At 63.0% G+C, this 25,756-nt stretch carries 20 protein-coding genes; 12 read left to right on the top strand and 8 right to left on the bottom strand.

The features are described 5' to 3' along the window. Positions 1-202 precede the first annotated feature (202 nt). The 8 genes from K7R21_RS04030 to K7R21_RS04065 all read left to right on the top strand — a co-directional run bounded on the left by K7R21_RS04030 (position 203) and on the right by K7R21_RS04065 (position 13,354). On the top strand, positions 203-2,017 hold the full coding sequence (locus K7R21_RS04030; RefSeq protein ID WP_224982001.1) for a two-component system sensor histidine kinase NtrB: 1,815 nt from the start codon (positions 203-205) through the stop codon (positions 2,015-2,017). Continuing rightward, positions 2,010-2,381, top strand: coding sequence for a response regulator (locus K7R21_RS04035; RefSeq protein WP_224982002.1), 372 nt, complete (start codon positions 2,010-2,012; stop codon positions 2,379-2,381). The genes K7R21_RS04030 and K7R21_RS04035 overlap by 8 nt, the downstream gene beginning before the upstream one ends. A gap of 23 nt (positions 2,382-2,404) precedes the next feature. After that, complete coding sequence (locus K7R21_RS04040; RefSeq protein WP_224982003.1) at positions 2,405-3,163, top strand: substrate-binding periplasmic protein; 759 nt, start codon at positions 2,405-2,407, stop codon at positions 3,161-3,163. A 20-nt stretch (positions 3,164-3,183) separates the two neighbouring features. Next, positions 3,184-4,605, top strand: coding sequence for a sigma-54-dependent transcriptional regulator (locus K7R21_RS04045; protein ID WP_224982004.1), 1,422 nt, complete (start codon positions 3,184-3,186; stop codon positions 4,603-4,605). Between the two features lie 249 nt (positions 4,606-4,854). After that, a complete protein-coding gene (locus K7R21_RS04050; RefSeq protein ID WP_224982005.1) occupies positions 4,855-6,909 on the top strand; it encodes a methyl-accepting chemotaxis protein in 2,055 nt (684 codons plus the stop codon). Positions 6,910-6,944: 35 nt separating this feature from the next. Continuing rightward, positions 6,945-9,446 carry a PAS domain S-box protein gene (locus K7R21_RS04055; RefSeq protein WP_224982006.1) on the top strand — a complete coding sequence of 834 codons (2,502 nt, stop codon included), beginning with the start codon at positions 6,945-6,947 and terminating at the stop codon, positions 9,444-9,446. A gap of 3 nt (positions 9,447-9,449) precedes the next feature. Continuing rightward, the gene (locus K7R21_RS04060; protein WP_224982007.1) at positions 9,450-11,915 is read left to right on the top strand and encodes an EAL domain-containing protein; all 2,466 of its coding nucleotides are present in this window, start codon (positions 9,450-9,452) and stop codon (positions 11,913-11,915) included. 146 nt (positions 11,916-12,061) lie between these two features. Beyond that, complete coding sequence (locus tag K7R21_RS04065) at positions 12,062-13,354, top strand: L-cysteine desulfidase family protein (RefSeq protein ID WP_224982008.1); 1,293 nt, start codon at positions 12,062-12,064, stop codon at positions 13,352-13,354. 229 nt (positions 13,355-13,583) lie between these two features. On the opposite strand, the gene K7R21_RS04070 is transcribed toward K7R21_RS04065, so the two are convergent. Beyond that, positions 13,584-15,227, bottom strand: coding sequence for a methyl-accepting chemotaxis protein (locus K7R21_RS04070; RefSeq protein WP_224982009.1), 1,644 nt, complete (start codon positions 15,225-15,227; stop codon positions 13,584-13,586). 214 nt (positions 15,228-15,441) lie between these two features. On the opposite strand from K7R21_RS04070, the gene K7R21_RS04075 reads away from it, so the two are divergent. After that, positions 15,442-16,551, top strand: coding sequence for an ornithine cyclodeaminase family domain (locus K7R21_RS04075; protein WP_224982010.1), 1,110 nt, complete (start codon positions 15,442-15,444; stop codon positions 16,549-16,551). A gap of 17 nt (positions 16,552-16,568) precedes the next feature. Beyond that, a complete protein-coding gene (gene rocF / locus K7R21_RS04080) occupies positions 16,569-17,459 on the top strand; it encodes an arginase (protein ID WP_224982011.1) in 891 nt (296 codons plus the stop codon). 243 nt (positions 17,460-17,702) lie between these two features. On the opposite strand, the gene K7R21_RS04085 is transcribed toward rocF, so the two are convergent. The 6 genes from K7R21_RS04085 to rsmD form a co-directional block, all read right to left on the bottom strand. Then, on the bottom strand, positions 17,703-18,245 hold the full coding sequence (locus K7R21_RS04085; protein ID WP_224982012.1) for a beta-class carbonic anhydrase: 543 nt from the start codon (positions 18,243-18,245) through the stop codon (positions 17,703-17,705). 112 nt (positions 18,246-18,357) lie between these two features. Further along, positions 18,358-20,607 carry an NADP-dependent malic enzyme gene (locus tag K7R21_RS04090; RefSeq protein ID WP_224982013.1) on the bottom strand — a complete coding sequence of 750 codons (2,250 nt, stop codon included), beginning with the start codon at positions 20,605-20,607 and terminating at the stop codon, positions 18,358-18,360. Positions 20,608-20,671: 64 nt separating this feature from the next. Then, positions 20,672-21,235, bottom strand: coding sequence for a helix-turn-helix domain-containing protein (locus K7R21_RS04095; protein WP_224982014.1), 564 nt, complete (start codon positions 21,233-21,235; stop codon positions 20,672-20,674). Between the two features lie 468 nt (positions 21,236-21,703). Continuing rightward, the gene (locus K7R21_RS04100; RefSeq protein ID WP_224982015.1) at positions 21,704-21,895 is read right to left on the bottom strand and encodes a DUF1858 domain-containing protein; all 192 of its coding nucleotides are present in this window, start codon (positions 21,893-21,895) and stop codon (positions 21,704-21,706) included. A 101-nt stretch (positions 21,896-21,996) separates the two neighbouring features. Continuing rightward, positions 21,997-22,488 (bottom strand): pantetheine-phosphate adenylyltransferase, encoded by a 492-nt coding sequence (coaD, locus tag K7R21_RS04105; RefSeq protein WP_224982016.1) that lies wholly within the window; start codon positions 22,486-22,488, stop codon positions 21,997-21,999. Further along, positions 22,479-23,060, bottom strand: coding sequence for a 16S rRNA (guanine(966)-N(2))-methyltransferase RsmD (gene rsmD, locus K7R21_RS04110; RefSeq protein WP_224982017.1), 582 nt, complete (start codon positions 23,058-23,060; stop codon positions 22,479-22,481). The genes coaD and rsmD overlap by 10 nt, the downstream gene beginning before the upstream one ends. 227 nt (positions 23,061-23,287) lie before the next feature. On the opposite strand from rsmD, the gene K7R21_RS04115 reads away from it, so the two are divergent. Beyond that, positions 23,288-24,436, top strand: coding sequence for a deoxyguanosinetriphosphate triphosphohydrolase (locus K7R21_RS04115; protein ID WP_224982018.1), 1,149 nt, complete (start codon positions 23,288-23,290; stop codon positions 24,434-24,436). Positions 24,437-24,554: 118 nt separating this feature from the next. Then, entirely contained in the window at positions 24,555-24,962 is a 408-nt protein-coding gene (locus tag K7R21_RS04120) for a bacteriohemerythrin (RefSeq protein WP_224982019.1), read from the top strand. A gap of 214 nt (positions 24,963-25,176) precedes the next feature. Here the strand turns inward: K7R21_RS04120 and yhbY are convergent, their stop codons facing one another. Then, entirely contained in the window at positions 25,177-25,473 is a 297-nt protein-coding gene (gene yhbY, locus K7R21_RS04125) for a ribosome assembly RNA-binding protein YhbY (RefSeq protein ID WP_224982020.1), read from the bottom strand. Positions 25,474-25,756: the final 283 nt, after the last annotated feature.

Below are 25,756 nucleotides of genomic sequence, written 5' to 3' on the forward strand. Positions count from 1 at the left end.
CTGTTATAGGAGATTGCGAAACAGTTGCAAGGAAATCCTTAGCTGCTTCCAGATTGCGCGAATGAGTATACGTCTTACAATGATGGTGGATGCATTCATCCTTTTTCTATCCGTGCATTCTTAAATTCAAACAACGGCGGTCTCCATGTCTGGCAGGAAAAAGTCTATTCTTCAACTGGTAGTAGTTACCCTGGTAACTCTGATGACTGTGTTTCTTGCCGCTCTGGGTACCGCCAATTACCTGAAGGAAAGCAGCGAGCAGTGGGCGAAGCTCGAATACGACCTTCAGGCGGACGTGGACCATTATGCCGCGGCCCTGGCCGCGCCGCTTTGGAACATCGACCGCACCCAGGTCGACCTCATCCTGCACAGCATCATGCGCCACAGAAGGGTCTACGCCATCCTGGTCACCAGCGACGGGCAGACCCACGGCCTGGTGCGCGACGCCAACTGGCGCCCGGTGCCGGTTTCCGGACCGGTGGACCGCAAGGGACTGCGCAGCGCCATGCGTCCCGTCACCTTCGGCGGGCTGGTCATCGGCGGTGTCGAGGAACTGGCGACGCCGAAGTTCGTGCAGCAGGAACTGCAGCAAACGCTCTACACGACCGTGCTGGTGATCTTGTTCTGCGACATCCTGATGATACTGGCGCTGTACCTCCTTTTGTGGCGCATCGTCCTGCAGCCGGTGCTCTCCCTGGAAAAGTACGCGGTCGCGGTGAGCGAGGGGAAGGCGGTGCGGGTGCCGCAACGCCCGTACTTCGGAGAGCTCGAGGTACTCAGGCAGTCGATCGAGAAGATGGTCGACCTCTTGGGCAACCGCTACCGCGCGATCTTGAAATCGGAAGGCGAGCTGCAAAAGCTCAAAAACTACCTCGCCAACATCATCGACTCGATGCCCTCCATCCTGATAGGAATCGACAGCACGCACGCGGTGACCCAGTGGAGCCTGCAGGCGACCAGGGTGACCGGGATACCGGCTGCGCAGGCGCTTGGGTGCAGCATAGACAGCGTGCTCCCCGAGTTTGCCAGCCAGGTGCACGGACTGATCGCCGAGGTACAGGGGCGGCAGAGCGCGACCATGGAAAAGGTGCCGCTGGAACGTGACGGGGAGCGGCACTACTACGACCTCATGCTCTACCCGCTGGTGACCAACTGCGTGGAAGGGGCCGTGCTACGTATCGAGGACGTCACCCAGCGCGCCCGCATGGACGACCTCATCATCCAGACCGAGAAGATGATGACCGTGGGGGGACTTGCCGCCGGTATGGCGCACGAGATCAATAACCCGCTTGGCATCATCGCCCAGTCCGCGCAGAACATCGAGCGCAGGGTGCTGGCCGACCTCCCCGCCAACCGCGGCGTCGCTGCGGAACTGGGCATCGAACTCGCGCTGCTGCAGGAGTACTTCCAGCGTCGGGAGATCCCCCAGTTCATCGCCGACGTCAGGAACGCCTGTGCCCGGGCGGCGCGCATCGTGGCCAACATGCTCCAGTTCAGCCGCAGAAGCGACGTGGCGATGCAGCCGGCCCGCCTCGATGAGCTCCTGGAGCGCACGGTGGAGCTCGCCGCCAACGACTACGACCTGAAGAAGAAGTACGACTTCAGGGGGATCGACATTGTCAGGGAGTACGACGGGGGGCTGGGCCCGGTGCCCCTGATCATGGTAGAGCTGGAGCAGGTGGTGCTGAACCTTTTGAAGAACTCGGCCCAGGCCATGGCGGAGCATCCCTCCGGGGAGAGGCCGCGCATCACGCTGCGGCTGCGCGGTGAGGCGGGCTTCGCCGTGGTGGAGGTCGAGGACAACGGCCCGGGCATGACCGAGGAGGTGCGCCGGCGCGTGTTCGAGCCCTTTTTCACCACCAAGGGACCGGGGGTGGGGACCGGCCTGGGGCTGTCGGTGTCCTACATGATCGTGACGCAGAACCACAAGGGGGAGATGAGCGTGACGTCGACGGTCGGCCGCGGCACCTGTTTCCAGATCCGGCTTCCCCTGGGCGGCGAGGTGGATCGTGGCTGAGGCGGCACGCGTCCTGTTGGTGGACGACGAGCCTATGTTCAGGCGCTCCCTGGCCGGGTACCTCGAGGACTGCGGCTACTGTCTCGCCGAGGCCGAGGACGGGCAGGAGGCCCAGCAGCGCCTGCTGCAGGAGCAGTTTGACCTGGTACTCACCGACATGCGCATGCCGGTACTGGATGGCATGGACCTTCTGGCCTGGATTCGGGAGCGCCAACCCGAAACCCCGGTCATCGTCATCACCGGCACCGGAGCTGAGCAGGTCGAAGCCGCGGTGCTTTCCCTGGGGGCCGCGGCCTTCCTGACCAAGCCGATCATGGACCTGAGGGAATTGGAATGCGTCATGGAACGCGTGCTCAAGGGGTAGCCACCGTGGCGGCTGGAGGATGTATGCGCAGATGGGTTCTTCTTTTCATGGTACTGCTGATCACCATGCAGGCCGTACCCGCGGCCGGCGCGGAACGGTACCGGATCGTGGTGGACGACTGGGTCCCGTACTCCTTTTTGAAGGGCGGCAAGCCCGCCGGCACCGACATCGACCTGTTGAACGCGGTCGGCAAGAGTATCGGCATCGGCTTCGAGTTCGTCTTCGTCCCCTGGTCGCGTGCCATCCAGATGGTGAAGCAGGGCGAGGCGGACGGCATCATCTCGCTCTACGACACCCCGGAGCGCAGGGAATTCCTCACCTACACCACGACCCCCCTGAGCAGCGAGACCATTGTCCTGATCGTGGCGGCCCGGAAGAAACTGAAGCCGATCACCACGGTGGCGGACCTCGCAGGGCTCTCGGTCGGCGTGACGCCGGACACCTCCTACGGCAGGGAATTCGACGCGGCCACCGGCTTTGCCAGGGAGCCCTGCATGAGCACCGACCTGAAGATATCCAAGCTGCTGGCGGGGCGCATGGACGTGGCGGTCATCAACCGCAACTCGTTGGGGGCGCGGCTCAAGCAGTCGCCGGAATTAAAGAAAAAGATCAGGGTGCTCCCCCTGGTGATCAACGAGCAGAACCTCTACCTGGCTTTTTCCAAGAAGGCGCTGGAGCAGCACAGGGCCCCGGTCGAGCAGATTTCCAAGAGCCTGGCCCGGCTGCGCGGTGATGGGACCGCGGCGCGCATCAACCGGGCCTACCTGTCCGCCATCAAGTGATCCCGCTGCAAGGAGTTGAGATGTTTCTTCCCGACAAGGTAAAGCTTTTGATCATCGAGGATGAGGAGGCGGTGCTCAGGGGACTGGCCACCTACTTCAGCGACTCCGGTTACCAGGTGGAGACCGCTGCCGACGGCGCCGCCGGCCTGGAGGCGTTCCGCAGGGAGTGCCCCGACATCATCTTCACAGACCTGCGCATGCCGGTCCTCTCCGGGCACGAGGTGATCAGGGAGGTGAAGCAGCACTGCCCCGACACCCCGGTGGTGGTGATCTCGGGAACCGGCGTGGTCAAGGACGCCGTGGAGGCGCTGCGCCTGGGGGCATGGGACTACGTGGAGAAACCCGTGCACGACCTCGAGGCGCTGGAGCACATCGTCAAGAAGGCGCTGGAGCACAGCATGCTGCGCAACCAGGTGGCGGGGCTCAAGCAGAAGCTCCTTTCCGGTTCGGTGCGCCGCCCGGAGGTGTTCGCCTCCATCGTAACCCGTTCTTCGGTCCTCGGGGGGATCTTCCAGTACATCGAGGTGATCGCACCCACGCCGCAGCCGGTCCTCATCTGCGGCGAGACCGGCACCGGCAAGGAACTCTTCGCGCGCGCGGTGCACGATGCCAGCGGCAGGAAGGGGCGCTTCGTGGCCCTGAACGTGGCGGGGCTGGATGACCAGATGCTTTCCGATACCCTGTTCGGGCACGCGCGCGGGGCCTTCACCGGCGCCGACAAGCAGCGCGACGGGGTGATCGCCCAGGCGGCGGGGGGGACCCTGTTCCTGGACGAGATCGGCGACCTGAACGAGGCCTCGCAGATCAAGCTCTTGCGCCTCTTGCAGGAGGGGGAGTATTTCCCCCTCGGCGCGGACCACCCCAAAAAGAGCGACGCCCGCATGGTGCTCGCCACGCACCGGAACCTCCTGGAGCGGGTGGGGCAGGGGAGCTTCCGCCAGGACCTCTACTACCGCCTGTTCGCCCACCAGGTCTGCATCCCTCCCTTGCGGGAACGCCCGGACGACATCCCGCTGCTGCTGGAGCACTTTCTTGCCGAGGCGGCCGCCATGCTGGGCAAGAACAAGCCCACCCCGCCGCGGGAACTCTGCAGCTACCTTGCCGCCTACGCTTTCCCCGGCAACGTGCGCGAACTGAAGGCCGTGGTCTACGAGGCGGTGACGCGCCACACCCAGGGGGTCCTGTCCATGGCGTGCTTTCTCAAGGCGATGGGGAGTGCGCCGGCGCCCGCTCCCGCCGCCAGCGCCCAGGCCGGGACCGAGGTGGTGCTGCGCGAAGGCCAGCTGGAGCGCATGCCTACCCTGGACGAGGCGGAGGACGTCCTTATCGAGCAGGCCATGCGCCGCGCCGGCAACAACCAGGGGATCGCCGCCGGGTATCTCGGTATCAACCGCTCGGCGTTGAATAAGAAGCTGATCAAGCGCCGCGAGCGGAGCGTGTGAAGCTGCCGGCCGGACCGGTCGGAAAAATTTCCCAGCGCCGAACATTTTCCCATCCTGGCAACTGACTGAAATGAAAGGGGGCTTTGCCGGGAAGACCATCCCCTTGGGAATATTTTCCTACCCCCCCTCGTCCCCGCTTTACGGCGTAACCCATCGATCTTGCAGCGTTATTAATGTTGGCAACCTCCTTGCTATTACCATGGTGGCTCCCGCGGCACGGGGCTCCAATCCAGCCAGGAGGAAGAAACGATGCTCAACCTGAATAACCTGTCCATGCGGAACAAACTGCTGGTGACCCTTTTGCCCCTGCTCGTGTTGCTGATCCTGGGCACGGTCTTTTTTGCGTACAAGGTCTCCAGCGGCATTGTGCGTGAAAACGCCTACCAGGAGGCGGCCCTTCTGTCGCGCAACTACGGCAGCCAGATGGCGGTGGACCTCGAGAACGCGATGACGACGGTTCGGGTCATGTCCCAGCAGTTCGCCGGGATGGACCGTTACCCAGCCGGGGCGCGGCGCGACATGATCGACGCCATGATGAAGCAGGCCACCGCCAAGAACGACTGGGCGCTCTCGTTCTGGTGCATCTACGAGCCCAACGCACTGGACGGCCTCGATGCGCACAACGTCAACAAGGTGGGGAGTAACGACAAGGGGAGGTTTACGCCGGGGTACTTCAAGTCCAACGGCAAGCTGGAGCCTTCGACCACCACCGAGGCCGACGCGGGAAGCAAGGACTACTACCTGCTCCCCAAGAAGCGGCAGACGGAAACGGTGCTGAACCCGTACTGGGACGTCTATTCCGGCGACACCAGCAAGCGCAAGATCCTCATGACCAGCTGCATCGTGCCGATCTTCCACGGCACCACCTTCGTCGGCGTGGTCGGGGTCGACATCGAGCTGGGCGGGTTGAGCTCCAAACTGGCCCAGTTCAAGCCGCTGGGTTCTGGGTACGCCTTCCTGGCCGGCAACAACGGCGAACTGCTCGCCTACCCGACCAAGGAGCTTTTGGGCAAGAACGTCGCGGAGGCGCTCCCGGCCGAGCATAAGCAGCCCGTGCAACAGGCCATCGCCACCGGTAAGGAATACCTGATCGAGAGCTGCCGGCTCCCCGGCTCGCCCGCCGACTCGCTGGTAGTGTTTGCACCGCTCACCATAGGGAAAGCCACCGACCTCCCCTGGTCCTTCGCTGTCAGCGTCCCGGTCTCCTCGGTGCTTGCCAAGACCCGCACCATGGCCGGTTCGCTCACCCTGGTCGGCTGCCTGGCGCTATGCTGCCTGGCCGCGGTGATCGTCCTGGTGGCCGCCACCATCAGCAAGCCGCTGCGCGAACTCTACCAGCGCGTCTCCGACATCGCCGAAGGGGAGGGCGACCTGACCCGGCGCATCGACCTGGGCGAGCGCAGCGACGAGGTGGGGCTGCTGGCGGGCAAATTCAACCTCTTCGTGGACAAGATGCGCTTGATGATCCTCGATATCGCCGAGGCATCACGCAGCCTGGCCGCCGACTCGCTATCGCTCAACGGCACCTCCTCGAGTATTTCGGTGGGGGCCGAGGAAGTGGCCTCGCAGACGGTTACCGTGGCCACCGCCAGCGAGGAGATGGCCGCCACCGCCGCCGACATCGCCTCCAACTGCCACCTCGCAGCGGACGGCGCCAAAGAGGCGGCCGACGCCACCCAGGCCGGATTCCGGGTAGTCTCCAGCACCGTGGCCGGGATCAGGGAGAGGGGCGAGATGACCCGCGCCAGCGCCAAGGCCGTCACCACCCTGGGTGAGCGCTCCGAGCAGATCGGTGCCATCGTGGCGACCATCGAGGACATCGCGGACCAGACCAACCTGCTGGCCTTGAACGCCGCCATCGAGGCGGCCCGGGCCGGCGAGCAGGGGCGCGGCTTCGCGGTGGTGGCCGACGAGGTGCGGGCTCTGGCCGAGCGTACCACCCGCGCCACCAAGGAAATCGGCGACATGATCAAGGCGATCCAGCAGGAAACCAGGAGTGCCATCACCGCCATGGAAGAGGGGGTGCACGCCACCGAACGCGGCGCCGCCGAGGCAGCCCAACTGGAGAGCGCCCTGTCGCGGATTTTGGAGCAGGTCAACGCGGTCAGCATGCAGGTGAGCCAGATCGCCACCGCCGCCGAGGAACAGACGGCGACCACCAGCGAGATAACCAGTAACATCCAGAGCGTGACCAGCGCGGTGCAGCTGACCGCCCAGGGGGCGCACCAGACGGCCACCACGGCCTCCCAGCTCGCCGAGGTCTCCGGCACGCTGCAGGGGATCGTAGCCAAGTTCAAGCTCTAGGGGCCGTAACCGGGGCGCCGTACCGGAAGGTAGCCATGATGAAACTGCGACTGAAATACCTGTTGGCCTCACTGTTCCTGGCGCTGCTGCTGGTCGGGAGGGTGGAGGCGGACCCTCCTGACTGGAAGCCCACCGCGCTCCCCCTCAGCACCCAGGAGCGCGCCTGGCTCGCGTCCCACCCGGTGGTGCGCGTCCGGGTCAGTCGCAACTACCCCCCCTTCGAATTCTTCGCCGAGGGGCGCTTCCAGGGCATGGCCTGGGATTACCTGGAGATCCTGGGGCGGGAGCTGGGAGTAACGTTCCAGCCCGCGCCGGACATGCCCTGGGGGCAGGCGCTCTCCTCGCTGGAACAAAAGACAGGGGTCGACATGGTGCTCATGATCACGCCCGATCCCTCGCGCCGCAGCTTCGTGGAATTCACCGCCGAATACCTCAGCTTCCCGCAGGTCATCTTCACCAGGAAGGACTTCCGGTTCATCGCATCGCTGGCCGATCTCAACGACGGGAGCGTAGCCACCGAGAAGGGGTTCATCGAGGCGGAACGCCTGCGCCGCGACCTACCCCACCTGAAGGTCGTCGAGGCTCCCTCCACCGCGCGGGCACTCGAGCTGGTCGCCACCGGTGCGGCCGACGCGTGCGTGGCGAACCTTGCGGTCGGCAGCTACCTGATGGCGCAAAAGGGGCTGGCAGACCTCAAGGTGGCGGCGCCGTCGATCTACCCCGAGGAGACGTACGCGGTCGGGGTGCGCAAGGACTGGGCCCCGCTGGCGCGCATCCTGGACAAGGGACTGGCTGCTATCCCCCAGTCGCAGAGGCAGCAGATCCAGCAGCGCTGGCTCTCCATCCGCTACGAGCACGGCCTGCGCCCGATCGACATCCTGGCGTGGGTGCTGGGCGTCGCCGTGGTGGCGCTTGCCTTCATCCTGCAGTTGCGCCGTATGGTTCAGCACCGCACCGCGGAACTGGAGCGGGTGATCGAGGAGCAGGGTCGCACCGAGTCGGCGCTGCGGCAGCGCGAGACCGAGCTGCAGTCGCTGTACATGGCGGCCCCCATCGGCATCGCCTACGTCAAGGACCGGGTCATGTTGCGGGTTAACGATGCGCTCTGCAGGCAGTCCGGGTTCAGCCGCGAGGAACTGGTCGGCAACAGCACCCGCATCTTCTACCCCTCGGATGCGGCCTGGGAGGCCGCCGCTGAGAAGCTCTACCAGGAGTCGGTCATCGAAAACGGCGCAGCCGCAGAAATGCCGCTCTTCACCAAGAACGGCGACGCAACCGATGTGCTGGTCAGCGTCGCCCCCCTCGCGCGGGGCGACCTGTCCGCCGGTTACGTCGCCATGGTGCTGGACATCACGGAGAGGAAAAAGGCTGTGCTTGCGCTGAAAGAGAGCGAGGAACGTTTCCAGACCATCTTCAACGAGAGCCCGATCCGCATCGTCTTGAACGAACTGGAGCGGGGCACCTACGTCGACGTGAACAAGACCTTCTGCGAGGTGGCGGGGATCTCCCGCGAAGAGGCCGTCGGCAAGACCCCGGAGCAGTTGGGGCTGATCACGCACGAAGACCACGAACGGCTGGTGGGACTTCTCACTCGCAACGGCAGTATCGAGCAGGAAGAGATCGTTTCGGTCATGGAAGGGGTGGAGACCGTCGCCCTGCTTTCCACGCGGATCATCGAGATAGGGAACGTGCCGGTCGCGCTTTCCATGCTGCAGGACATCACCGCGCGCAAGCGGGCCGAGGAGGCCCTGATCCAGAACGAGAAGATGACCATGATCGCGGGGATGGCGGCCGGCGTGGCGCACGAGGTGAACAACCCGCTGGGCATCATCGCTCAGGACCTGCAGAACCTGGAACGGCGCCTGTCTCCGGCCCTGCCCGGCAACAATGCGGCGGCCGCCAAGCTCGGGCTCGACCTCGGACTGGTGGAACGCTACCTCGAAGCCAGGGAGATCACCGGCTATCTCTCCAGCATGCGCAAGGCGGTGAAGAGGGCTTCCCTCATCATCTCGGGCATGCTCCAGTTCAGCCGGGCCAGCGGAGCCAAGCAGCAGCTGGTGACCCTGGAAGAGGTGATGGAGCAGTCGCTGCAGCTTGCCCTGAGCGACTTCGACTTGCGCACTCGCTACGATTTCAGGAACCTCAGCCTCGCCAAGGAGTACGATGCCGCAGCACCCAAGGCGTCGTTGTGCGTCCCGGAGATGGAACAGGTCTTCATCAACCTCCTGAAGAACGCGGCCCAGGCCCTGCTGCACGAGGGGGCCAAGGGGGCGCAAATCCGGATCAGGACCTGGCACGACGCCGAACGCGTCTTCGTCTCCATCGCGGACAACGGCCCGGGCATGAGCGAGAGCGTGCGTCGGCGCATCTTCGATCCCTTCTTCACCACCAAGGAGATCGGTTCCGGCACCGGCCTCGGGCTTTCCATTTCCTACGCCATCGTGACCAAGAACCACCGGGGCGAAATATCTGTCGAGTCGGCGGAAGGGCAGGGAAGCTGCTTCACCGTCTCCCTGCCGCGCACCGCAAAGGAGTAAGCCATGTTCCCCCAGCATAGAAACCTGACCGTCCTCACCATCGACGACGACGCCGACATGCGGCGCAGTATCGTCTCCTACCTGGAGGACGTAGGCTTCACCGTGTACCAGGCCTCGGGCGGCAGGCAGGGACTGGAGATGTTCGAGGTGAACCGGCCGGACCTGGTGTTCACCGACCTGATGATGCCGGAGGTGGACGGGTTGGCCGTGGTCAAGGAGATTACGCGGGTGAGCCGGGAAACCCCGGTGGTGGTCATCTCCGGCAACGGCTCGGTGAGCTACGCCATCGAGGCGGTGCGGCAGGGCGCATGGGACTACATCACCAAGCCCATCCTCGAATTCTCGGTGATCGACGAGGTAATACGGCAGGTGCTCGAGCGGGCCGAGTCGATGCGGGTCGAGCGGAGCTACCAGGAGAGCCTCAAGAAGGCGGTGCTGAGCCAACAGCGCCAGATCACGGTCATCGAGACTACCGACCCGCTGACCAGGCTCCCCGTGCGTCCCCAGATGCAGGAGAAGTTCAGCCAGGTGATCCTCAACTCCGGCTTCAGCGGCGACCTGTTCGTGCTGCTCCTGGAACTGGAGAACTTCAAGACGGTCACCGAACTGTTTGGCCACGACGCGAGGCAGGCGCTTCTAACCGAAGTGGCGGCGAGGCTCAAGACGCTGGTGCGGCGGGATGTGTGGGTGTACCGCTCGGGGGCGGACCAGTTTGCCGTCCTCGCGGCCAACGATCCCGACGTGCAAAGCTGCATCAAGGCGACCCTCTCCCTCCTGGATGAGCCGGTCAAGGTGCAGGGGCAGGAAGTGGATGCCTCCTACAGCATGGGCATCGCCACCTTCCCCTACGACGGTGAGTCGATGGAAACCCTGCTGCAGCACGCCGACATCGCCCGCGCCAACGCGCGGATCTCCGGGCGCAACCGTTACTTCTTCTACTCCCGCGAGCTGTGGGACCAGGTGCAGGACCGGGTGGCGCTGGAGGTGGGGCTGCGCAGGGCACTGGCTCGGCGCGAGTACGAACTGCACTACCAGCCCAAGGTCGATGCCGCGAGCGGCACGATGCTGGGGGTGGAGGCGCTGCTGCGCTGGCGCCCATCCCGGAGTGAAAAGCTGGTCTCGCCGGCGGTGTTCATCCCGGTACTGGAGCAAAGCGGTCTCATCGTCGAGGTCGGGGCCTGGGCGCTGTCGGCCGCCTGTCGGCAGCACGCCGAGTGGCGCAAAAGGGGGATGGGACCTGTCACCCTCGCCGTCAACGTCGCCGCCGCCCACTTCGAGACCGGCGAGTTGCCGCGGCTGGTCGAGCGGGTGTTGCACGAAACGGGGATGGAGCCGGGACTGCTCTGCCTGGAACTGACCGAGAGCACCCTGGTCCAGGAGACCGAGACAGTGGTCGCCACGCTGCACGAGCTGCGCAGGCTGGGGGTGAAACTCGCCATCGACGACTTCGGCACCGGCTACTCCTCGCTTGCCTATCTGAAGGACCTCCCCATCGACGAGCTGAAGATAGACCGCTCCTTCGTCGAGCACCTTCCCGGAGACCAGTCCACCCTCACCATCGTGTCGTCGCTTCTGGAACTGGCGGCCAAGATGAGGTTGGGCGTGGTGGCCGAAGGGGTGGAGAACGCGGAACAGGCGGAAGTGCTGGCCAGCCTGGGATGCCGCGAACTGCAGGGCTTTCTTTTCTCGCCGCCGCTGCCGCACGAGGAGCTCATGCTCTGGTGGCGCGCCCGGGAGGCCGAACCGGCGCGGGGGGCGGCCTGGGGGGAGGAAAAGATCGGCGAACTCGCCGGCGGCATCGCGCACGACTTCAAGAACATCATCACCGGCATCGTGGGGAACCTCACCCTGGCGCAGATCCACCTGGAGGAGAACCACGAGTCGGCGGAGCCGCTCAGGAGGGTGGCCCAGGCGAGCCTCAGGGCGACGGAGCTGGCCCAGAAGCTGATGGAACTTTCCAAGCCGGGGGCGGTGCGGCGCAAGGCGGTGCCGGTGCGCGCCGCTGTCGAAGAGTGCATCGCCCTGACCCTGGCCGGTTCCGATACCCGGTGCGAGGTCGACGTGGCCGGCGACGTGGCGGACTTGTACATGGACCAGGGTGAGTTCTTCCAGATACTGAACAACCTGGTCCTCAATGCGGCACAGGCGCTTTCCCCGCAGGGAAATATCACCGTAGCGGCCGAGAACGAGGCGGCCGGTGCTGTGAGTGCGGGGACACCACGGGTGCGGCTCACGGTGCGCGACGACGGCTGCGGCATGAGCGCGGAGGTGCTCGAGAAGGCGCTGCTCCCGTATTTCACTACCAAGCCTGCCGGCAACGGCCTCGGGCTCGCCTCGACTAAAACGCTGGTGGACCGAAACGGCGGTGTGCTGAACATCGAATCGGCACCAGGCCGCGGCACCTGCGTGGAACTTCTGCTGCCGGCGTGCCCTGGAGGAGAAACAGCTTCCACTGCAGTCAATCGGTAACGCGGCAAAATATTGTCCGGTGACTTATGTGGAAATGTTTTGCTTTTGCCCAGGCAATCGCGCTATAAGAGGTGGCCGAGAGGGGCGGGGCTGTGCGACAGGCCTCCTGGTCCGTTCTGCAAAGCAATGAATAAAAGTGAGGCAGCATGAGCATGTACCATGAGGTTATCAAGCACGAAGTTTTCCCGGCCCTTGGCTGTACCGAGCCGATCGCCGTTGCCTATGCCGCGAGCCTTGCCGCGGCGCAGTTGGACGGCGAGTTGGAGCAGGTCACGGTGAGCGCCGATGCCGGGGTGTTCAAGAACGGCTTCGCCGTCACGGTCCCCGAAACCGGCGGGGTGAAAGGAAACGTGATCGCGGCCGCCTTGGGAGCGCTGATCGCCCGCCCGGAGCTGAAGATGGAAATCCTGTCCGGTACGCGGCCGGAGCTTTTGCAACAGGCCAAGCTCATGGTATCCGGAGGACAGGCCGCGGTATCCCTGGCGGAGGCACAGCGAGGGTTCTATATCGACGCGACCGTGGTGAAGGGAGGCAGGGTAGCGCGTGCGGTGTTAGCCGGCGGCCACACCAACCTAGTGCGGCTGGAGCGCGACGGTGAAGTCCTGCTGCGCAACGAGCAGGAAGAGGGGGGAGAGGACAGCCACCAGTACCGTGCGGCCCTGAAGCAGATGACGCTGGCCCAGCTGGTGGACCTGCTGGAGGACGTGAACCGGGAGGACCTGGTCTACCTGAAGCGGGGCGTGGAGATGAACCTGCGGGTTGCCGAGGCGGGGAAGGAGCTCACCAAGGTGGGCTACTACGTGGAAGAACTGGTCCGCAAGGGCTTTCTCCTTTCCGACGTGGTATCCTCCAGCAAGATCCTGACTGCCTCCGCCTCGGACGCGCGCATGGCCGGGCTTTCCTATCCGGTCATGTCCAGCGGCGGCAGCGGCAACCAGGGCATCGTGGCCATCCTGGTCCCCTACAACGTGGGGCTGTTCTTCCGTATCCCCGAAGAGACCATTTTGAAGAGCATTGCCCTGTCGCACCTGGTGAACGCCTACATCAAGTGCCATACCGGCGACCTGGCCCCCATCTGCGGCTGCGCCATCGCGGCGGGAGTCGGCGCCGCGGTCGCTATCGTGTACCAGCAGGCGGGCAAGGACATCGCCAAGATGAACCTCGCCGTGAACACCATCATCTCCGACATCGGCGGTATGCTCTGCGACGGCGCCAAGGGCGGCTGCGCCCTCAAGGTGGTAAGCTCGACCGATGCCTCCATCCGCGCCGCCTACATGGCGCTGTCCGGTCACGGCATCACCGAGGAAGAGGGGTTCGTGGGGAGGAGCGCGGAGGAAACCATCCGCAACCTGAGCCGGATCACCGACCGCGGTATGTCGCTTGCCGACGAAACCATGCTGCACATCATGCTGGAAAAGCAGGGGGGTGCTACCTCTTAGCTCTGCTCCCTGCTGATAGTTCCCCCCTTGGGCTGCACTGCCATCATCTGAACCGTCAAGCGCTGCACGTGACCAAGCGTCCCCGCCCTTTGCGAAGGGGGGACAGGGGGATTTGCCTCTTACCAAAAACAGCGGCCGGATGAGGATCGACTCCTCGCCCGGCCGCTGTACTTTTGTCTGCTTCGCCGCTGCCCCCGCACCTGGGTGAGGACTGCGGTCTGGAGTGTGATCAGGCCAGCCTGAACTGGCCCACCAGGCGCTGCAGGTCTTTCGAGAGTGAAGCGAGGTTGCTGGCGGCGTTGGCGCAGGTGTGGGCGCCGCGCGAGGTATCCTGCACCACCTCGGTGATCTGCATGATGTTGTTGGTGATCTCGCCGGTGGTCGCGGTCTGCTCCTCGGCCGCGGTGGCGATCTGGTTCACCTGCTCGGTGACCTCGCTGATCTGCCTCAGGATTTCCTGCAGCGACTCGCCCGACTTGGCTGCCTCGCGGGTGCCGTTCTCCACCTCGCGCACCCCTTCTTCCATGGCGCCCACGGCTTCGCGGGTCTCGTTCTGGATCGACTTGATCATCTCGCCGATCTCGCGGGTGGCGCGGGTGGTGCGCTCGGCCAGCGCGCGCACTTCGTCGGCGACGACGGCGAAGCCGCGTCCCTGCTCGCCGGCGCGCGCCGCCTCGATGGCCGCATTCAGGGCCAACAGGTTAGTCTGGTCGGCGATGTCCTCGATGGTGCCGATGATGGCGCCGATCTGGTCGCTGCGCTCGCCCAGCCCCGCCACGGTCGCCGCCGAGGTCTGCACCTGTGCCGCGATCCGGTTCATTACCTGCACGGTCTGCTCCACGACCGCACGGCCGGCCTGGGCGCGCCCGGTTGCCTGCTCGCCACCTTCTGCCGCCCTGTGGCAACTTTGGGCGATGTCGGCGGACGTGGCGGCCATTTCCTCGCTCGCGGTCGCCACGGTGCTGGTCTGGGAGGCAACCTCCTCGGCGCCGGTGGCGATCTGCTCGGAGGTGCTGTGCAGGTCGTTGGCCGCCGCGGCCACCTGGAGGCTGTTGGACACGACCTGGTTCATGGTGTCGTTCAGCTTCTGCGCCATCTCGTTCACTTCAGCAGCCAGCATCCCCATCTCGTCGCGGGTCCTGATGCTGGAGCGGGCGGTCAGGTCGCCTGCTGCCACCTCGGCGAGGGTGTCGAACACCATCTTGAGCGGTCGGCTGATGGAGTTGGCGATGAGGAGCCCGATCAATGCCAGGAGCACGGCGGCGAGGGCGGTGAGTCCAATCATGAAGATCTGCGAGGAGTGGTACGCTGCGAGGTCCTGCTGGTACAGGTCAGCGGCGCTCTTTTCGTTGTCGGCCACCAACTCGCTGATTGCGTCCGCAGGTTTCTTGTACAGCGGCGCCACCGAGCTCGTTGCGAAGTTCACCGTGTCCCTACGGGCCTCAGGGTTCCCGGCACTCTGCTGGGTCAGCTGTTGCAGCTTGGTTCCTTGTACCAGGTACTCGTCGTAGCCCTGCTTGAACACGGCGATCAGGCTCTTCTCCTTGGCGTCGAGCTCGTACTTCATGAACTTGGCCTGCATCTCGTCGATATGCTGCTTCTTCTTTTCCAGGTCGTCCGCACGCTCCTTGATCTTGACCGGGTCTTCCAGCAGCATCATGTACACCAGGTCCAGCCTGATGGCCAGCAGGTCGTTCTTCATGTCGTTGAGCATGGCCACGTGGATGACCGAGGTGTTCATTTCGGCCTGGTCCGCAGACATGACCCGCATCTTATGCAGGCTGGCACCTGCTATGACAACCAGCGTGACAACGGCTATCGCCACGAGACACAACGACTTCGTTTTTACCTTCAGGTTCATCCAAAAACTCATAGCATACCCCCTTGTTCTGCGTATCTGGTTCGGAAGTTTGGCAGATATTGTGTACTATCGGCCATATTCATACAAACTTGAGAAGGTAATCGGTAAACGTGATTACTAGAGGGGCGGCACAGTGTAAGTCGACCGTTGTAACCGGTTGGATGCGTGCTAAAGTTTCCTCTCGTCCAGCCAGCCCTGCCCACACCCGTTGCCAAGGAGCTATCGCATGTCTCATCACAGCGACGTCATCCCTTCCTATACGCCACCGGACTTCCGCCGCCCCAAGCTGGCGGCCGCTCCCGCGGCAACGTTCGCGCCTGCCCCGGCGGACGGCGTGCTGCCAGAGAACTTCCACGCCACCTCGAACCACCCCGAATACGTGCACCTGGGGGGAGGGGAGTGGCTGCTCGCACCCCAGAGCCGGATGGACTGCGTCATGGTCCTGCGCGGCAAAGAGCTTGACGTGGTCGAGCCGCGCCGGGTGCGCCGGGGGGACATGGTGGCCCTCGGGCGCACCGAGAGCGGCGAGGAGGGGATCTACCTCCACATCGGCGGGTTTTTGAACCTGGCCGAGCCGTTTGCCGACAAGTTCTCCTTTAGAAGTCGCGGCACCAGGGAGACCCCCTTTTCCCGCTCCTATGACGAGCTGTACCAGGTGCTGCGGCACGACCGCGATCACGGCTGCATCGTGTGGGTGCTCGGGCCGGCGGTGGCCTTCGACATGGACTGCAGAAACGCCATGCAGGGGCTCATCGAGGCCGGCTACTGCCATGCCCTCCTGGCCGGCAACGCGCTGGCGACCCACGACCTAGAGGCGGCGCGCTTCCGCACCGGGCTGGGGCAGAACATCTACACCCAGGCCATCATGCCCATGGGGCACTACAACCACCTGGACATCATCAACCAGGCGCGCATGGCGGGAGGGATCCCGCAGACCATCGAGAAGCTGGGGCTGGACGACGGCATCATGTATGCCTGCAACAGGAAGAAGATCCCGATGGTGCTGGCAGGCTCGATACGCGACGACGGGCCGCTGCCGGAGGTGATCCCCGATGCGTACCAGGCCCAGGACGCGATGCGGGTCCACGCGCGCCGGGCGACCACGGTGCTGGCCATCGCCACCCAGCTGCACTCTATCGCCTTCGGCAACATGGTGCCCAGCTACCGCGTCGAGCCTGACGGGCGGGTCCGGCCGGTCTACTTCTACGTGGTGGACATGGCGGAGTTTTCGGTGGACAAGCTGGCCAACCGCGGCTCTGCCCAGGCGGTGGGGCTTTTGACCAACGCGCAGGACTTCGTGGTGAATCTCTGGAACCACCTCAAGCAGTTTGATTGATCCGGAAAGGTAACGTCATGGAAAACGGCATCAGGATGATAGGGGTACCGCTTGATCTGGGGCAGGAACAGCGCGGCGTGGATCTGGGGCCCGGCGCCCTGCGCTACGCTGGGCTTTCGGCGCGGTTGTCGGGGCTTGGCTACATAGTGGAGGACATCGGCAACCTCCCTGTGCCGGTGCGCGACGTGCTGGGCGCGGAGCGGGAGGTGCGCTACCTCCCCTCGATACGGCAGGTGTGCGAGACGGTGTACCAGGCCGGGCGCAGCGCGGTCACCCAGGGATTCATGCCCATCTTCATGGGGGGGGACCACTCCATGGCGATTGGCTCGATCGGTGGGGTGACCGACGAGCAACCGTCAGCGGTGATCTGGGTGGACGCGCACGGCGACTACAACACCCCGCAAACCAGCCCCAGTGGCAACATTCACGGCATGGCGCTGGCGGCGCTTTTGGGGGAAGGGGTCCCTGAACTGGTCAACGTTGGGCGCCCGGGGGCGAAGTTGCACGTCTCGGATATCATCCTGATCGGGCTGCGCGAACTGGACCCGGAGGAGAAACTGCGCCTGCGCGCCTCTGGCATCAAGGCCTATACCATGCGCGACATCGACGAGCGGGGCATGGCCGCCATCGCGCACGAAGCGCTGGGGCGGCTTGCCCACCGCACCCGCCTGCACGTGAGCCTCGACCTGGACGGGCTGGACCCGCTCGAGGTGCCGGGAGTGGGGACTACCGCACCCGGTGGCATCACCTACCGGGAGGCGCAACTGCTCATGGAGATCATCGCCGATTCCGGACTGCTGCGGTCAATGGACATCGTGGAGATCAACCCGATCCTGGACAACAGCAACCGCACCGCCAAGATCGCTGTTGAGTTGACGGCGTCCGCGTTCGGGGCCTCCATCCTGTAGAGAGGGCGGTTCCGCGGCAACAAAAAAAGCCTGTCCGGATACCGGACAGGCTTTTTGGTTCTTAGGAACATGCCGCCACCGCGCAGCAGGCGAGCGGTCAGCTTTTGATGTCGTGGTACGTGACCACCTTGAGCTTCTCGGTGATGAACAGGTAGTGGCGGGTTACCTGGTGAACTTGCCGGTCGCCTCATCCCCATAGAGGGGCAGGCCTGTCAAACAGTTACGGTAGACGGACCGGAAGGATCAGTAACCTGCCACCACGACTTCGAGGTGGCCGTCGTTGGGGCAGAAGATGAGGCCGTGCACCGGAACGTCCTTGGGGATCAACGGGCTGTTGCGGATGATGCCGGTGACCCGCTCCACGTTCTCCTCCGGGCAGTTGAAGGCGCCAACCCACTGACCGAGGTCCGGGTCGAGGGCCTCGATGGCCGCGGGATCTACGCCGCGCTCCATCATCTTCGCCTTGAGCTGCTCCACGTCCACGGACCCCATGCCGCAGTCCTTGTGGCCGATCACGAAGATTTCTTCGACGCCAAGCAGGAACACGGCCGCCACAAGACTGCGGATCACGCCGCCGTTGGGATCAACCAGGGTGTTGCCGGCGTTCTTGATCACCTTGGCGTCGCCGCGTTTGATCCCCATGGCGGGCTCGAGGAAATCGACCAGCCTGGTGTCCATGCAGGTGAAGATGGCAAGCTGCTTTTTGGGATCCTTGGGAAGGGGAGGGAAGGCCCCCGGACGGACGAACTTTTTATTGTGCGACAGGACTTTATCGAGAAGAGTCATTGTTCTCCGTTTCCTTGTGGTTAGATGTGCAAAACGGTTTTTTTAAGCCGAAACTCCGCTCAAGTCAAGGAAAAGAGGCCTCCGCACGGTATACGTGCGGAGGCCTCTTTGGCTAGGCGTTCTGCACGTCAACGACCGCGATGGCGGCCATGTTGACCACGTCGTGCACGTCGTCGCCGCGCTGCAGCACGTGCACCGGCTTGTTCATTCCCATGAGGATGGGGCCGATGGCCTCGGCGCCACCAAGGCGACGCAGCAGCTTATAGCAGATGTTGCCGGAGTTGAGGTCCGGGAAGATGAGCACGTTGGCCGGGGTCTTCAGCTTGGAGAAGGTGAAGCCGTCCAACAGCTCCGGCACCACGGCGGTGTCCGCCTGCATCTCGCCCTCGACGATCAGGCTGGGCGCGCGCTCCTTGACCAGCTCCACGGCGCGCTTCACCTTGCGGGTCTGCGGGTGGTCCACCGAGCCGAAGTTGGAGAAGGAGAGCATGGCGATGCGCGGTTCGATGCCGAGCATGGCGACCTTCTCGGCGGCGAGGATGGCGGTCTCGGCCAGTTCCTCCGCGGTCGGATCGATGGTCACCGTGGTGTCGGCGAGGAAGTAGACCTCCTTCTTGAACACCATCATGTAGAGGCCGTGCACGCTGGAGAGACCCGCCTGTTTGCCGAGCACCTGCAGCGCCGGACGGATGGTCTCCGGGTAGTGGGTGTCGATGCCGCCCAAAAGGGTGTCGGCGTGCCCCTGGGCCACCATCATGGTGGAGAACTGCACGCGTGATTTACGGCGCATGATGCGCTGGCACTCGGACAGGGTGAGGCCTTTTCTCTGGCGCCGGCGATACAGCTCCTGCGCGTACTCGTCGGTGTGCTCGCTCTCGGTCGGGTCGACGATGGGCACCTCCAGGTCGAGGTTCAGGTCGTCCATCTTCTGCTGGATCTTCTTGCGGTCGCCGACCAGGATCGGCTGGGCGATCCCTTCTTCGACCAGGGTCTGGGCTGCGCGCAGGATCTTCTCGTTGTCACCCTCGGGGAAGACCACCTTTTTCGGGTCGCTCTTCGCCTTGTTGATGATCATGCGCATTACTTCCTTGGAGCGCCCCTGCGAGCTCTCCAATTGCTCGATGTACTTCGCCATGTCCTCGATGGGCTGGCGCGCCACGCCGGTATCCATTGCCGCCTGGGCGATGGCCGGCGCCACGTGCAAGAGGACGCGCGGGTCGAACGGCTTGGGGATGATGTAGTTCGGCCCGAAGGTGAACTTCTCGTTGCCGTAGGCCTTGGATACCGAGTCCGGCACCTCCTCCTGGGCGAGTTTCGCCAGCGCGTGTACCGCGGCAAGTTTCATCTCCTCGTTGATGGCGGTCGCGCGCACGTCCAGCGCCCCGCGGAAGATGAAGGGGAAGCCGAGCACGTTGTTCACCTGGTTGGGATAGTCGCTCCTGCCCGTGGCGATGATGACGTCGCCGCGCACCGCGTGCGCCTCCTCAGGTGTGATCTCCGGATCGGGGTTCGCCATGGCGAAGATGATCGGGTTGGGGGCCATGCTCCGGATCATCTCCGGGGTGAATGCACCCTTCGCGGAAAGGCCGAAGAGGACGTCGGCGCCCTTGGCCGCCTCCTCCAGGGTCCGGAAATGGGTGTCGGCGGCGAAGAGTTCCTTGTAGGGGTTCATCCCCTCGACCCTGCCCTTGTAGATGACACCCTTGGTGTCGCACATGATCATGTTGTTGGGCTTGACGCCGAGGGCAATGGCGAGCTTGGCGCAGGAGTTGGCCGAGGCGCCGGCGCCGTTAACCACGATCCGGATGTCCTCGATCTTCTTGCCCACGAGCTGCAGTGCGTTTAAAAGAGCAGCCGAGGAGATGATGGCGGTGCCGTGCTGGTCGTCGTGGAAGACCGGGATGTTCATGGTCTTTTTCAGCTCTTCCTCGATGTAGAAGCACTCGGGGGCCTTGATGTCCTCCAGGTTGATGCCGCCGAAGGTCGGCTCCAGGAGCTGACAGGCCTTGATGATCTCGTCCGGGTTCTCGGTGTTCAACTCGATGTCGAAGACGTCGATGTCGGCGAAGCGCTTGAAAAGGACCCCTTTACCCTCCATGACCGGTTTGCCGGCCAGCGCGCCCAGGTTGCCAAGGCCCAAAACGGCGGTGCCGTTGGAGACGACGGCGACTAGGTTCCCCTTGGCGGTGTACTTGTAGGCGTCGTCGGGGTTCTGCTGGATGGCGAGGCAGGGCTCGGCGACACCCGGCGAATAGGCAAGCGACAGGTCTGCCGCGGTCTGGCACGGTTTTGTGGCAATGACTTCTATCTTCCCTTTTCTACCAGTGGAGTGGTAGTCGAGTGCTCCCAGTTTCTTGCTCATGTACGTCCTCCTTTGACCCATAGGATGAGCGGCTGCCCGCCATTGAATCCGTACTGCTTGTGATTTATTTCGTCACGACCACCAGAACCTTTACCTCTTTGCCGTCGTGGCTCAGAAGCCGGTGCCCGATGCTCGATTCGAAATAGAGGGAATCCCCTTCGTGCAGGGTGATCTTCTTGTCGTCCAACAGGAAATCGGCGTTGCCTTTCATGACGTAGACGAACTCCTCGCCGTCATGGCTGTAGGTGTTGGCCTCCGGCGCCTTCTCGGTCAGGGTGACCATGAACGCGTCCATCTTCTTGTTCTGCTTGTAGAAGGAGAGTGACTCGTAGAAGTACCCCTGCTTGGTCCCCTCCTTGGAGATGACCCGGGGCACGATGCGCCGTTCGTGCGCGCGCACCACCTCGAACTTGCGGTCGTCTTCGTCCTCGCTGAACAGTTGGGCCAGCTTGATGTCGAAGAACTTGGCGATCTTGGAAAGGGTGGCTATCGGGGGGGAAACGTTGTCGTTTTCGATCTGCGAGATCAGGGCCGGCGAGAAACCGGTCTCGTTGGCCACCGCCTGCAAGGTCAGCTTTCGGGCCTGACGCAGTTTCTTCAGTCTGGACCCGATGTTGTACTCTGACATGCCGCTGCTCCTGTGGTGAATAATCCACCGTTTTACTTCGGCTAAAATTATTCAGTTTTGGTAAAAAGTCAATTTAAATAGTGAATACAAGAAAAAATTAATTTTAACGGTAAGATCGCGAGGTGACTGAGGGTAACACGTTCCGCGACCTTCAGGCAAGGGTGCTTTGGGGTGTGGGTGACATGTTTTACCCTGTTTTAAAATCACGTTTACTGATATCGAACCCCTGGCGGTTCAGGTGATGTTTTTTGTGGTGCCAATGCGGTAGTGAGGCCGGGTCCGCAGCAGCGACTTGTTGTGGCAGTGATGAAAATACGGAGGCTCGGGGAAGAGAGCGGGGTGACATCCCCTCTCCCTCCGGGAGAGGGCTAGGACGAGGGAGTTTGAAGCAGACGTCAGGCCCTCACCCGCCCGTCGGGCACCCTCTCCCTTAAGAAGAGGGGATCAGAGGTCGGTGCGCCGGATCGTCTAAGAGATGCTTTTGTTCAGTTCCTTGAGCAGGGCCTCGAGGTCGGCCTTGTGCACGGTGGCGCCGTGTTCCAGCTGCTCGAAATCGGCGATCTGGCAGTCGTAGCAGTCCAGGCCGTAACGTTCGAAGACGGGGAGGGTTTGCGGGTAACGCCTGAGGATTTCACTGATGGTCATGTCCTTGCTGATCATACGGCCTCCTGTGACAGTCCTGCGTGAATAAAAAAAAGGCGCTGCTATCCGCAAACGCCTTTCGTTGTTGTTAAAGGTTGTCTTCCCGGCAGCCGGCCATGTCAGAATCCCGGCCTGAACTTCGCGTCCAGAGCGCTCTTCACCAGCGGTGGCACCAGCTTGTCCACCGGGCCGTTCAGGTGGCTCACCTCTTTCACGATGGAGGAGGAGAGGTAGCTGTAGGGGACCGAGGTCATCATGAACAGCGTCTCCACCTCGCGGGTGATGTTGCGGTTCATTTGCGCCAATTGGAATTCGAACTCGAAGTCCGAAACCGCCCGCAGTCCGCGGATGACCACGGTGGCGCCGGCGCGGCGCACGTAGTCGACCAGGAGCCCATCGAAGGTCTCCACCCTGGCCTGGGGGCGGTCCTTCAGGATCTCCGTGAGCATGTCGATCCGCTCCTGCACGGTGAACAGGGCGTTCTTCTCTGAGTTTCTTGCAACGGCAACGATCACACCGTCGAAGATCTTGAGGGCACGGTCGATGATGTCCAGATGGCCGTAGGTTACGGGGTCGAAGGAGCCGGGATAGACAGCGACTCTCAAGGGCACGGTTCACCTCTGTCTGAAAGGGTCAGGAAGGAGAGGGCGGTGTCGCCGTAGACGCGGCGCTCGCTTTCAGCCAGCCTGCCGAAACGGGTTGGTATATCCTCTTTGGCGGAGAACTCGGCGACCACGGTGGTGCCGGCATCGATGAGCGGCGAGGTCGACAGCAACTCCAGCAGCCGTTGCGTGTGCCCCTCGGCGTAGGGAGGGTCGAGGAACACCAGGTGGAATGCGGCTTCGCCGCGGGAGAGCCATCGTACCGCCGCGGCGGCTTCCTGTACCACGACCTTGGCCCGGTCCGAGAGCCTGGTCACTTCCAGGTTCTTGCGGATCAGTTCCGCGGAGTCCCGGTGTGAGTCGATGAAAACTGCGCTTTCCGCGCCGCGGCTGAGTGCCTCGATGCCGAGGTTGCCGGTGCCGGCGAAGATGTCCAGCACCCGCATCCCGGAAAAATCGCCCAGGCGGCTCACCAGCATGCTGAAGAGCGCCTCCTTGACGCGATCCGCGGTTGGGCGTACCCGCATGTTTTTCGGGGCCAGCAGCTGCCGGCCGCGGGCGCTTCCCGCGATCACCCGCATGAAGAGCATCTCCGGTGTAGGTACGTCATAAAAAGAACAACTCCCTCTTCTGCTCAGGATTTAAAGCCTGTGGCAGAGTGTCGGGCGGCAGGGTGTGTATGACATTGCGCCGCAGGGTGCTCTATTAGCACGATGTATGGATAAGGTCAATCAAGTTTGCTGTTGACGACAGCGTTGGCGGCCAGTATATAAATTACCTACTTTTAACTGACTGAGCAGGGGGGCGGATGAAAGAGGGCAATGCCTTGGAACGCAGCGACCTGGCCGGCTACGCGGCCACCAGCGCCACATCCCGCGGGCGCCGGTACCACGAGGAATTCAGGGATCACCGTCCCGCTTTCGAAAGGGATCGCGACCGCATCATTCACTGTGCAGCGTTCAGGCGCCTCGAGTACAAGACCCAGGTCTTCGTCAACCACGAGGGGGATTACTACCGCACCCGCCTCACCCATTCGCTGGAAGTGGCCCAGATAGGGAAGGGGATCGCGCGGAGGCTCGGGCTGAACGAAGAACTGACCGAGGCCCTGGCGCTGGCCCACGATCTCGGGCACACCCCTTTCGGTCACACCGGCGAGGAGGTGCTGAACCGCCTCATGGAGGGGTGCGGCGGCTTCGAGCACAACCTGCAGTCGCTCCGCGTGGTGGACGAGCTGGAGGAACGCTACCCCGGCTTCAATGGTCTCAACCTTTCCTGGGAGGTGCGCGAAGGCATAGCCAAGCATTCCTCTCCCTATGACTCCCCCGCACCCATCTATGCCGAATTTCTCCCCGGGACCGTCCCCACCATCGAGGCGCAGCTGATCAATTTCGCCGACGAGATCGCCTACAACAACCACGACATCGACGACGGCCTGAAATCCGGATACATCAACCTGGGCCAGCTCAAGAAGGCCGAGCTCTGGAACGAGGTACACGAGGGGATCGTGTCGCGCTACCCGGACATGGACGTGGATCGCGCCGTCTGTCAGACCGTGAGTGCCCTGATCGGGGTCTTGATCAACGACTTGGTGCAGACCACGGCGGACAACATTGCCAAGCTGAAGATAAAGACCCAGGAGGACCTGAGGCGGGTGAACGTCCCTGTGGTTTCCTTCAGCCCAGCGATGACCGAGCGCAACGCGCAGCTCAAGCGCTTCTTGTTCCAGAACCTGTACCGCCACTACAAGGTGGAGCGGATGCGGGTCAAGGCGGAGCGCTACTTGGCCGAGCTGTTCGAGGTCTACCTGAAACACCCGACGCTGCTCCCCATGAAGCACCAGATGAAGATGGAGCGCGAAGGGCGCGAGCGGGTCATCTGCGACTACATAGCCGGCATGACCGACCGTTTCGCCCTGGACGAGTTCAAGAGACTGTTCGAACCGTACGAAAGGGTCTAGCAGTGGCGCTGGCTGAACCGGTTCTGTAAACAAAAAAGAACCATAGCTTGACTTGATCCTTAGCCTAAAGGTGTGATAATTACGCGCTCAGGGAAGACAATACTGTTGAGGTGATGGGATGGCTTATCTTGAATGGAGTGATGCACTGAGCGTCAAGGTCAAGGAAATCGACGATCAACACAAGAACCTGGTGGACATGCTGAACTCACTGCACGACGCGCACATGGCGCGGGCGGGGAAGGAGGCGCAGAGGGAAATCATCGCTTCGATGGTGTCCTATGTGGGCAGCCATTTCCGGATGGAAGAGGCCTACATGCAGAAGTACCAGTACCCCGAATTCCTGGTGCACAAAAAAGAGCACGACGAGTTTGCCGCCAAGGCCCTGGACCTGCAGAACCGGGTCGACAACCAGGGGCTCATCTTCACCGCCGAGATACTGGAATTCCTCAAGCGTTGGTTGCAGGAGCACATCCTGGGTACCGACATGAAGTACTCGGCCCTGTTCAACGCGTCCGGTCTGCGCTAGGCTCAAACCTCTTTAAGAAACTGTCTTCCCCGTCCCTCTCCCTCCGGGAGAGGGTGCCCGAAGGGCGGGTGAGGGCGCTGCCGTTTGCAATAGTGTCGCCCTTGGCAACTCCCTCAACCTGACCCTCTCCCGGGGGGAGAGGGGACGTGAAGGTAAAATAAAAAAGCCTCCCTGGTTTGTGCGGGGAGGCTTTTTACGTTAGCTGCGGCTCGGCTTATTTCCCTTTGGGGAGCTCCAGCTTGGGCTCCTTGGCCTGCTTGTAGAGCAGCATGGTACGTCCGAGCACCTGTGCCAGTTCCGCTTCGCAGGCGGTGCAGAGCTCTTCCGCCACGCTGTGGCGGTCCATGAGGCAGCTTTCCAGCACCTTCACCTTGATCAGTTCGTGGCTGGCCAGTGCCTCCACGGTTTCCTTGATCAGCGCCTCGCTGACGTCACTCTTGCCCACCTGGATTACCGGCTTCAGGCCGTGGCCGAGCGCGCGGAGAAATCTTTTTTGCTTTCCAGTCAACATCACTTCTTCCTTTGTGCTCCATGCAGGGTGGCGAGAGGAGCCTGCCACGCTCTGCAAAAAGTCTTCATTATTCCGAGAACGGTGCGAGCTTTATAGCATTTTGGTCCCGCTATGGCAAGGACGGCGAAGGTGATGCGGTGGAGAGCGTGACAGAGCCGAAACCGGGCCTGCTTTGTTATCTGATCAGGGACCTTTAGGGTGGCTGAAATTGCCGGCCAGTTATGAATGAAACTTAATCGTATTCTGCCTGTTCCAGCCTTCCTTTTCCTTGACTCTGCCGGGG

Origin of the sequence: Geomonas agri, from assembly GCF_020179605.1 — a bacterium.
GTDB lineage: Bacteria > Desulfobacterota > Desulfuromonadia > Geobacterales > Geobacteraceae > Geomonas > Geomonas agri.

Coding starts and splice junctions, on each gene's coding strand:
- K7R21_RS04060 (WP_224982007.1), top strand. CDS start 9,450: ATGTTCCCCCAGCATAGAAACCTGACCGTCCTCACCATCGACGACGAC.
- K7R21_RS04085 (WP_224982012.1), bottom strand. CDS start 18,245: ATGACTCTTCTCGATAAAGTCCTGTCGCACAATAAAAAGTTCGTCCGT.
- K7R21_RS04075 (WP_224982010.1), top strand. CDS start 15,442: ATGTCTCATCACAGCGACGTCATCCCTTCCTATACGCCACCGGACTTC.
- K7R21_RS04055 (WP_224982006.1), top strand. CDS start 6,945: ATGATGAAACTGCGACTGAAATACCTGTTGGCCTCACTGTTCCTGGCG.
- K7R21_RS04065 (WP_224982008.1), top strand. CDS start 12,062: ATGAGCATGTACCATGAGGTTATCAAGCACGAAGTTTTCCCGGCCCTT.
- K7R21_RS04040 (WP_224982003.1), top strand. CDS start 2,405: ATGCGCAGATGGGTTCTTCTTTTCATGGTACTGCTGATCACCATGCAG.
- K7R21_RS04030 (WP_224982001.1), top strand. CDS start 203: ATGACTGTGTTTCTTGCCGCTCTGGGTACCGCCAATTACCTGAAGGAA.
- K7R21_RS04045 (WP_224982004.1), top strand. CDS start 3,184: ATGTTTCTTCCCGACAAGGTAAAGCTTTTGATCATCGAGGATGAGGAG.
- K7R21_RS04100 (WP_224982015.1), bottom strand. CDS start 21,895: ATGATCAGCAAGGACATGACCATCAGTGAAATCCTCAGGCGTTACCCG.
- K7R21_RS04090 (WP_224982013.1), bottom strand. CDS start 20,607: ATGAGCAAGAAACTGGGAGCACTCGACTACCACTCCACTGGTAGAAAA.
- K7R21_RS04115 (WP_224982018.1), top strand. CDS start 23,288: ATGAAAGAGGGCAATGCCTTGGAACGCAGCGACCTGGCCGGCTACGCG.
- yhbY (WP_224982020.1), bottom strand. CDS start 25,473: ATGTTGACTGGAAAGCAAAAAAGATTTCTCCGCGCGCTCGGCCACGGC.
- K7R21_RS04050 (WP_224982005.1), top strand. CDS start 4,855: ATGCTCAACCTGAATAACCTGTCCATGCGGAACAAACTGCTGGTGACC.
- K7R21_RS04095 (WP_224982014.1), bottom strand. CDS start 21,235: ATGTCAGAGTACAACATCGGGTCCAGACTGAAGAAACTGCGTCAGGCC.
- rocF (WP_224982011.1), top strand. CDS start 16,569: ATGGAAAACGGCATCAGGATGATAGGGGTACCGCTTGATCTGGGGCAG.
- K7R21_RS04070 (WP_224982009.1), bottom strand. CDS start 15,227: ATGAGTTTTTGGATGAACCTGAAGGTAAAAACGAAGTCGTTGTGTCTC.
- rsmD (WP_224982017.1), bottom strand. CDS start 23,060: ATGCGGGTGATCGCGGGAAGCGCCCGCGGCCGGCAGCTGCTGGCCCCG.
- K7R21_RS04120 (WP_224982019.1), top strand. CDS start 24,555: ATGGCTTATCTTGAATGGAGTGATGCACTGAGCGTCAAGGTCAAGGAA.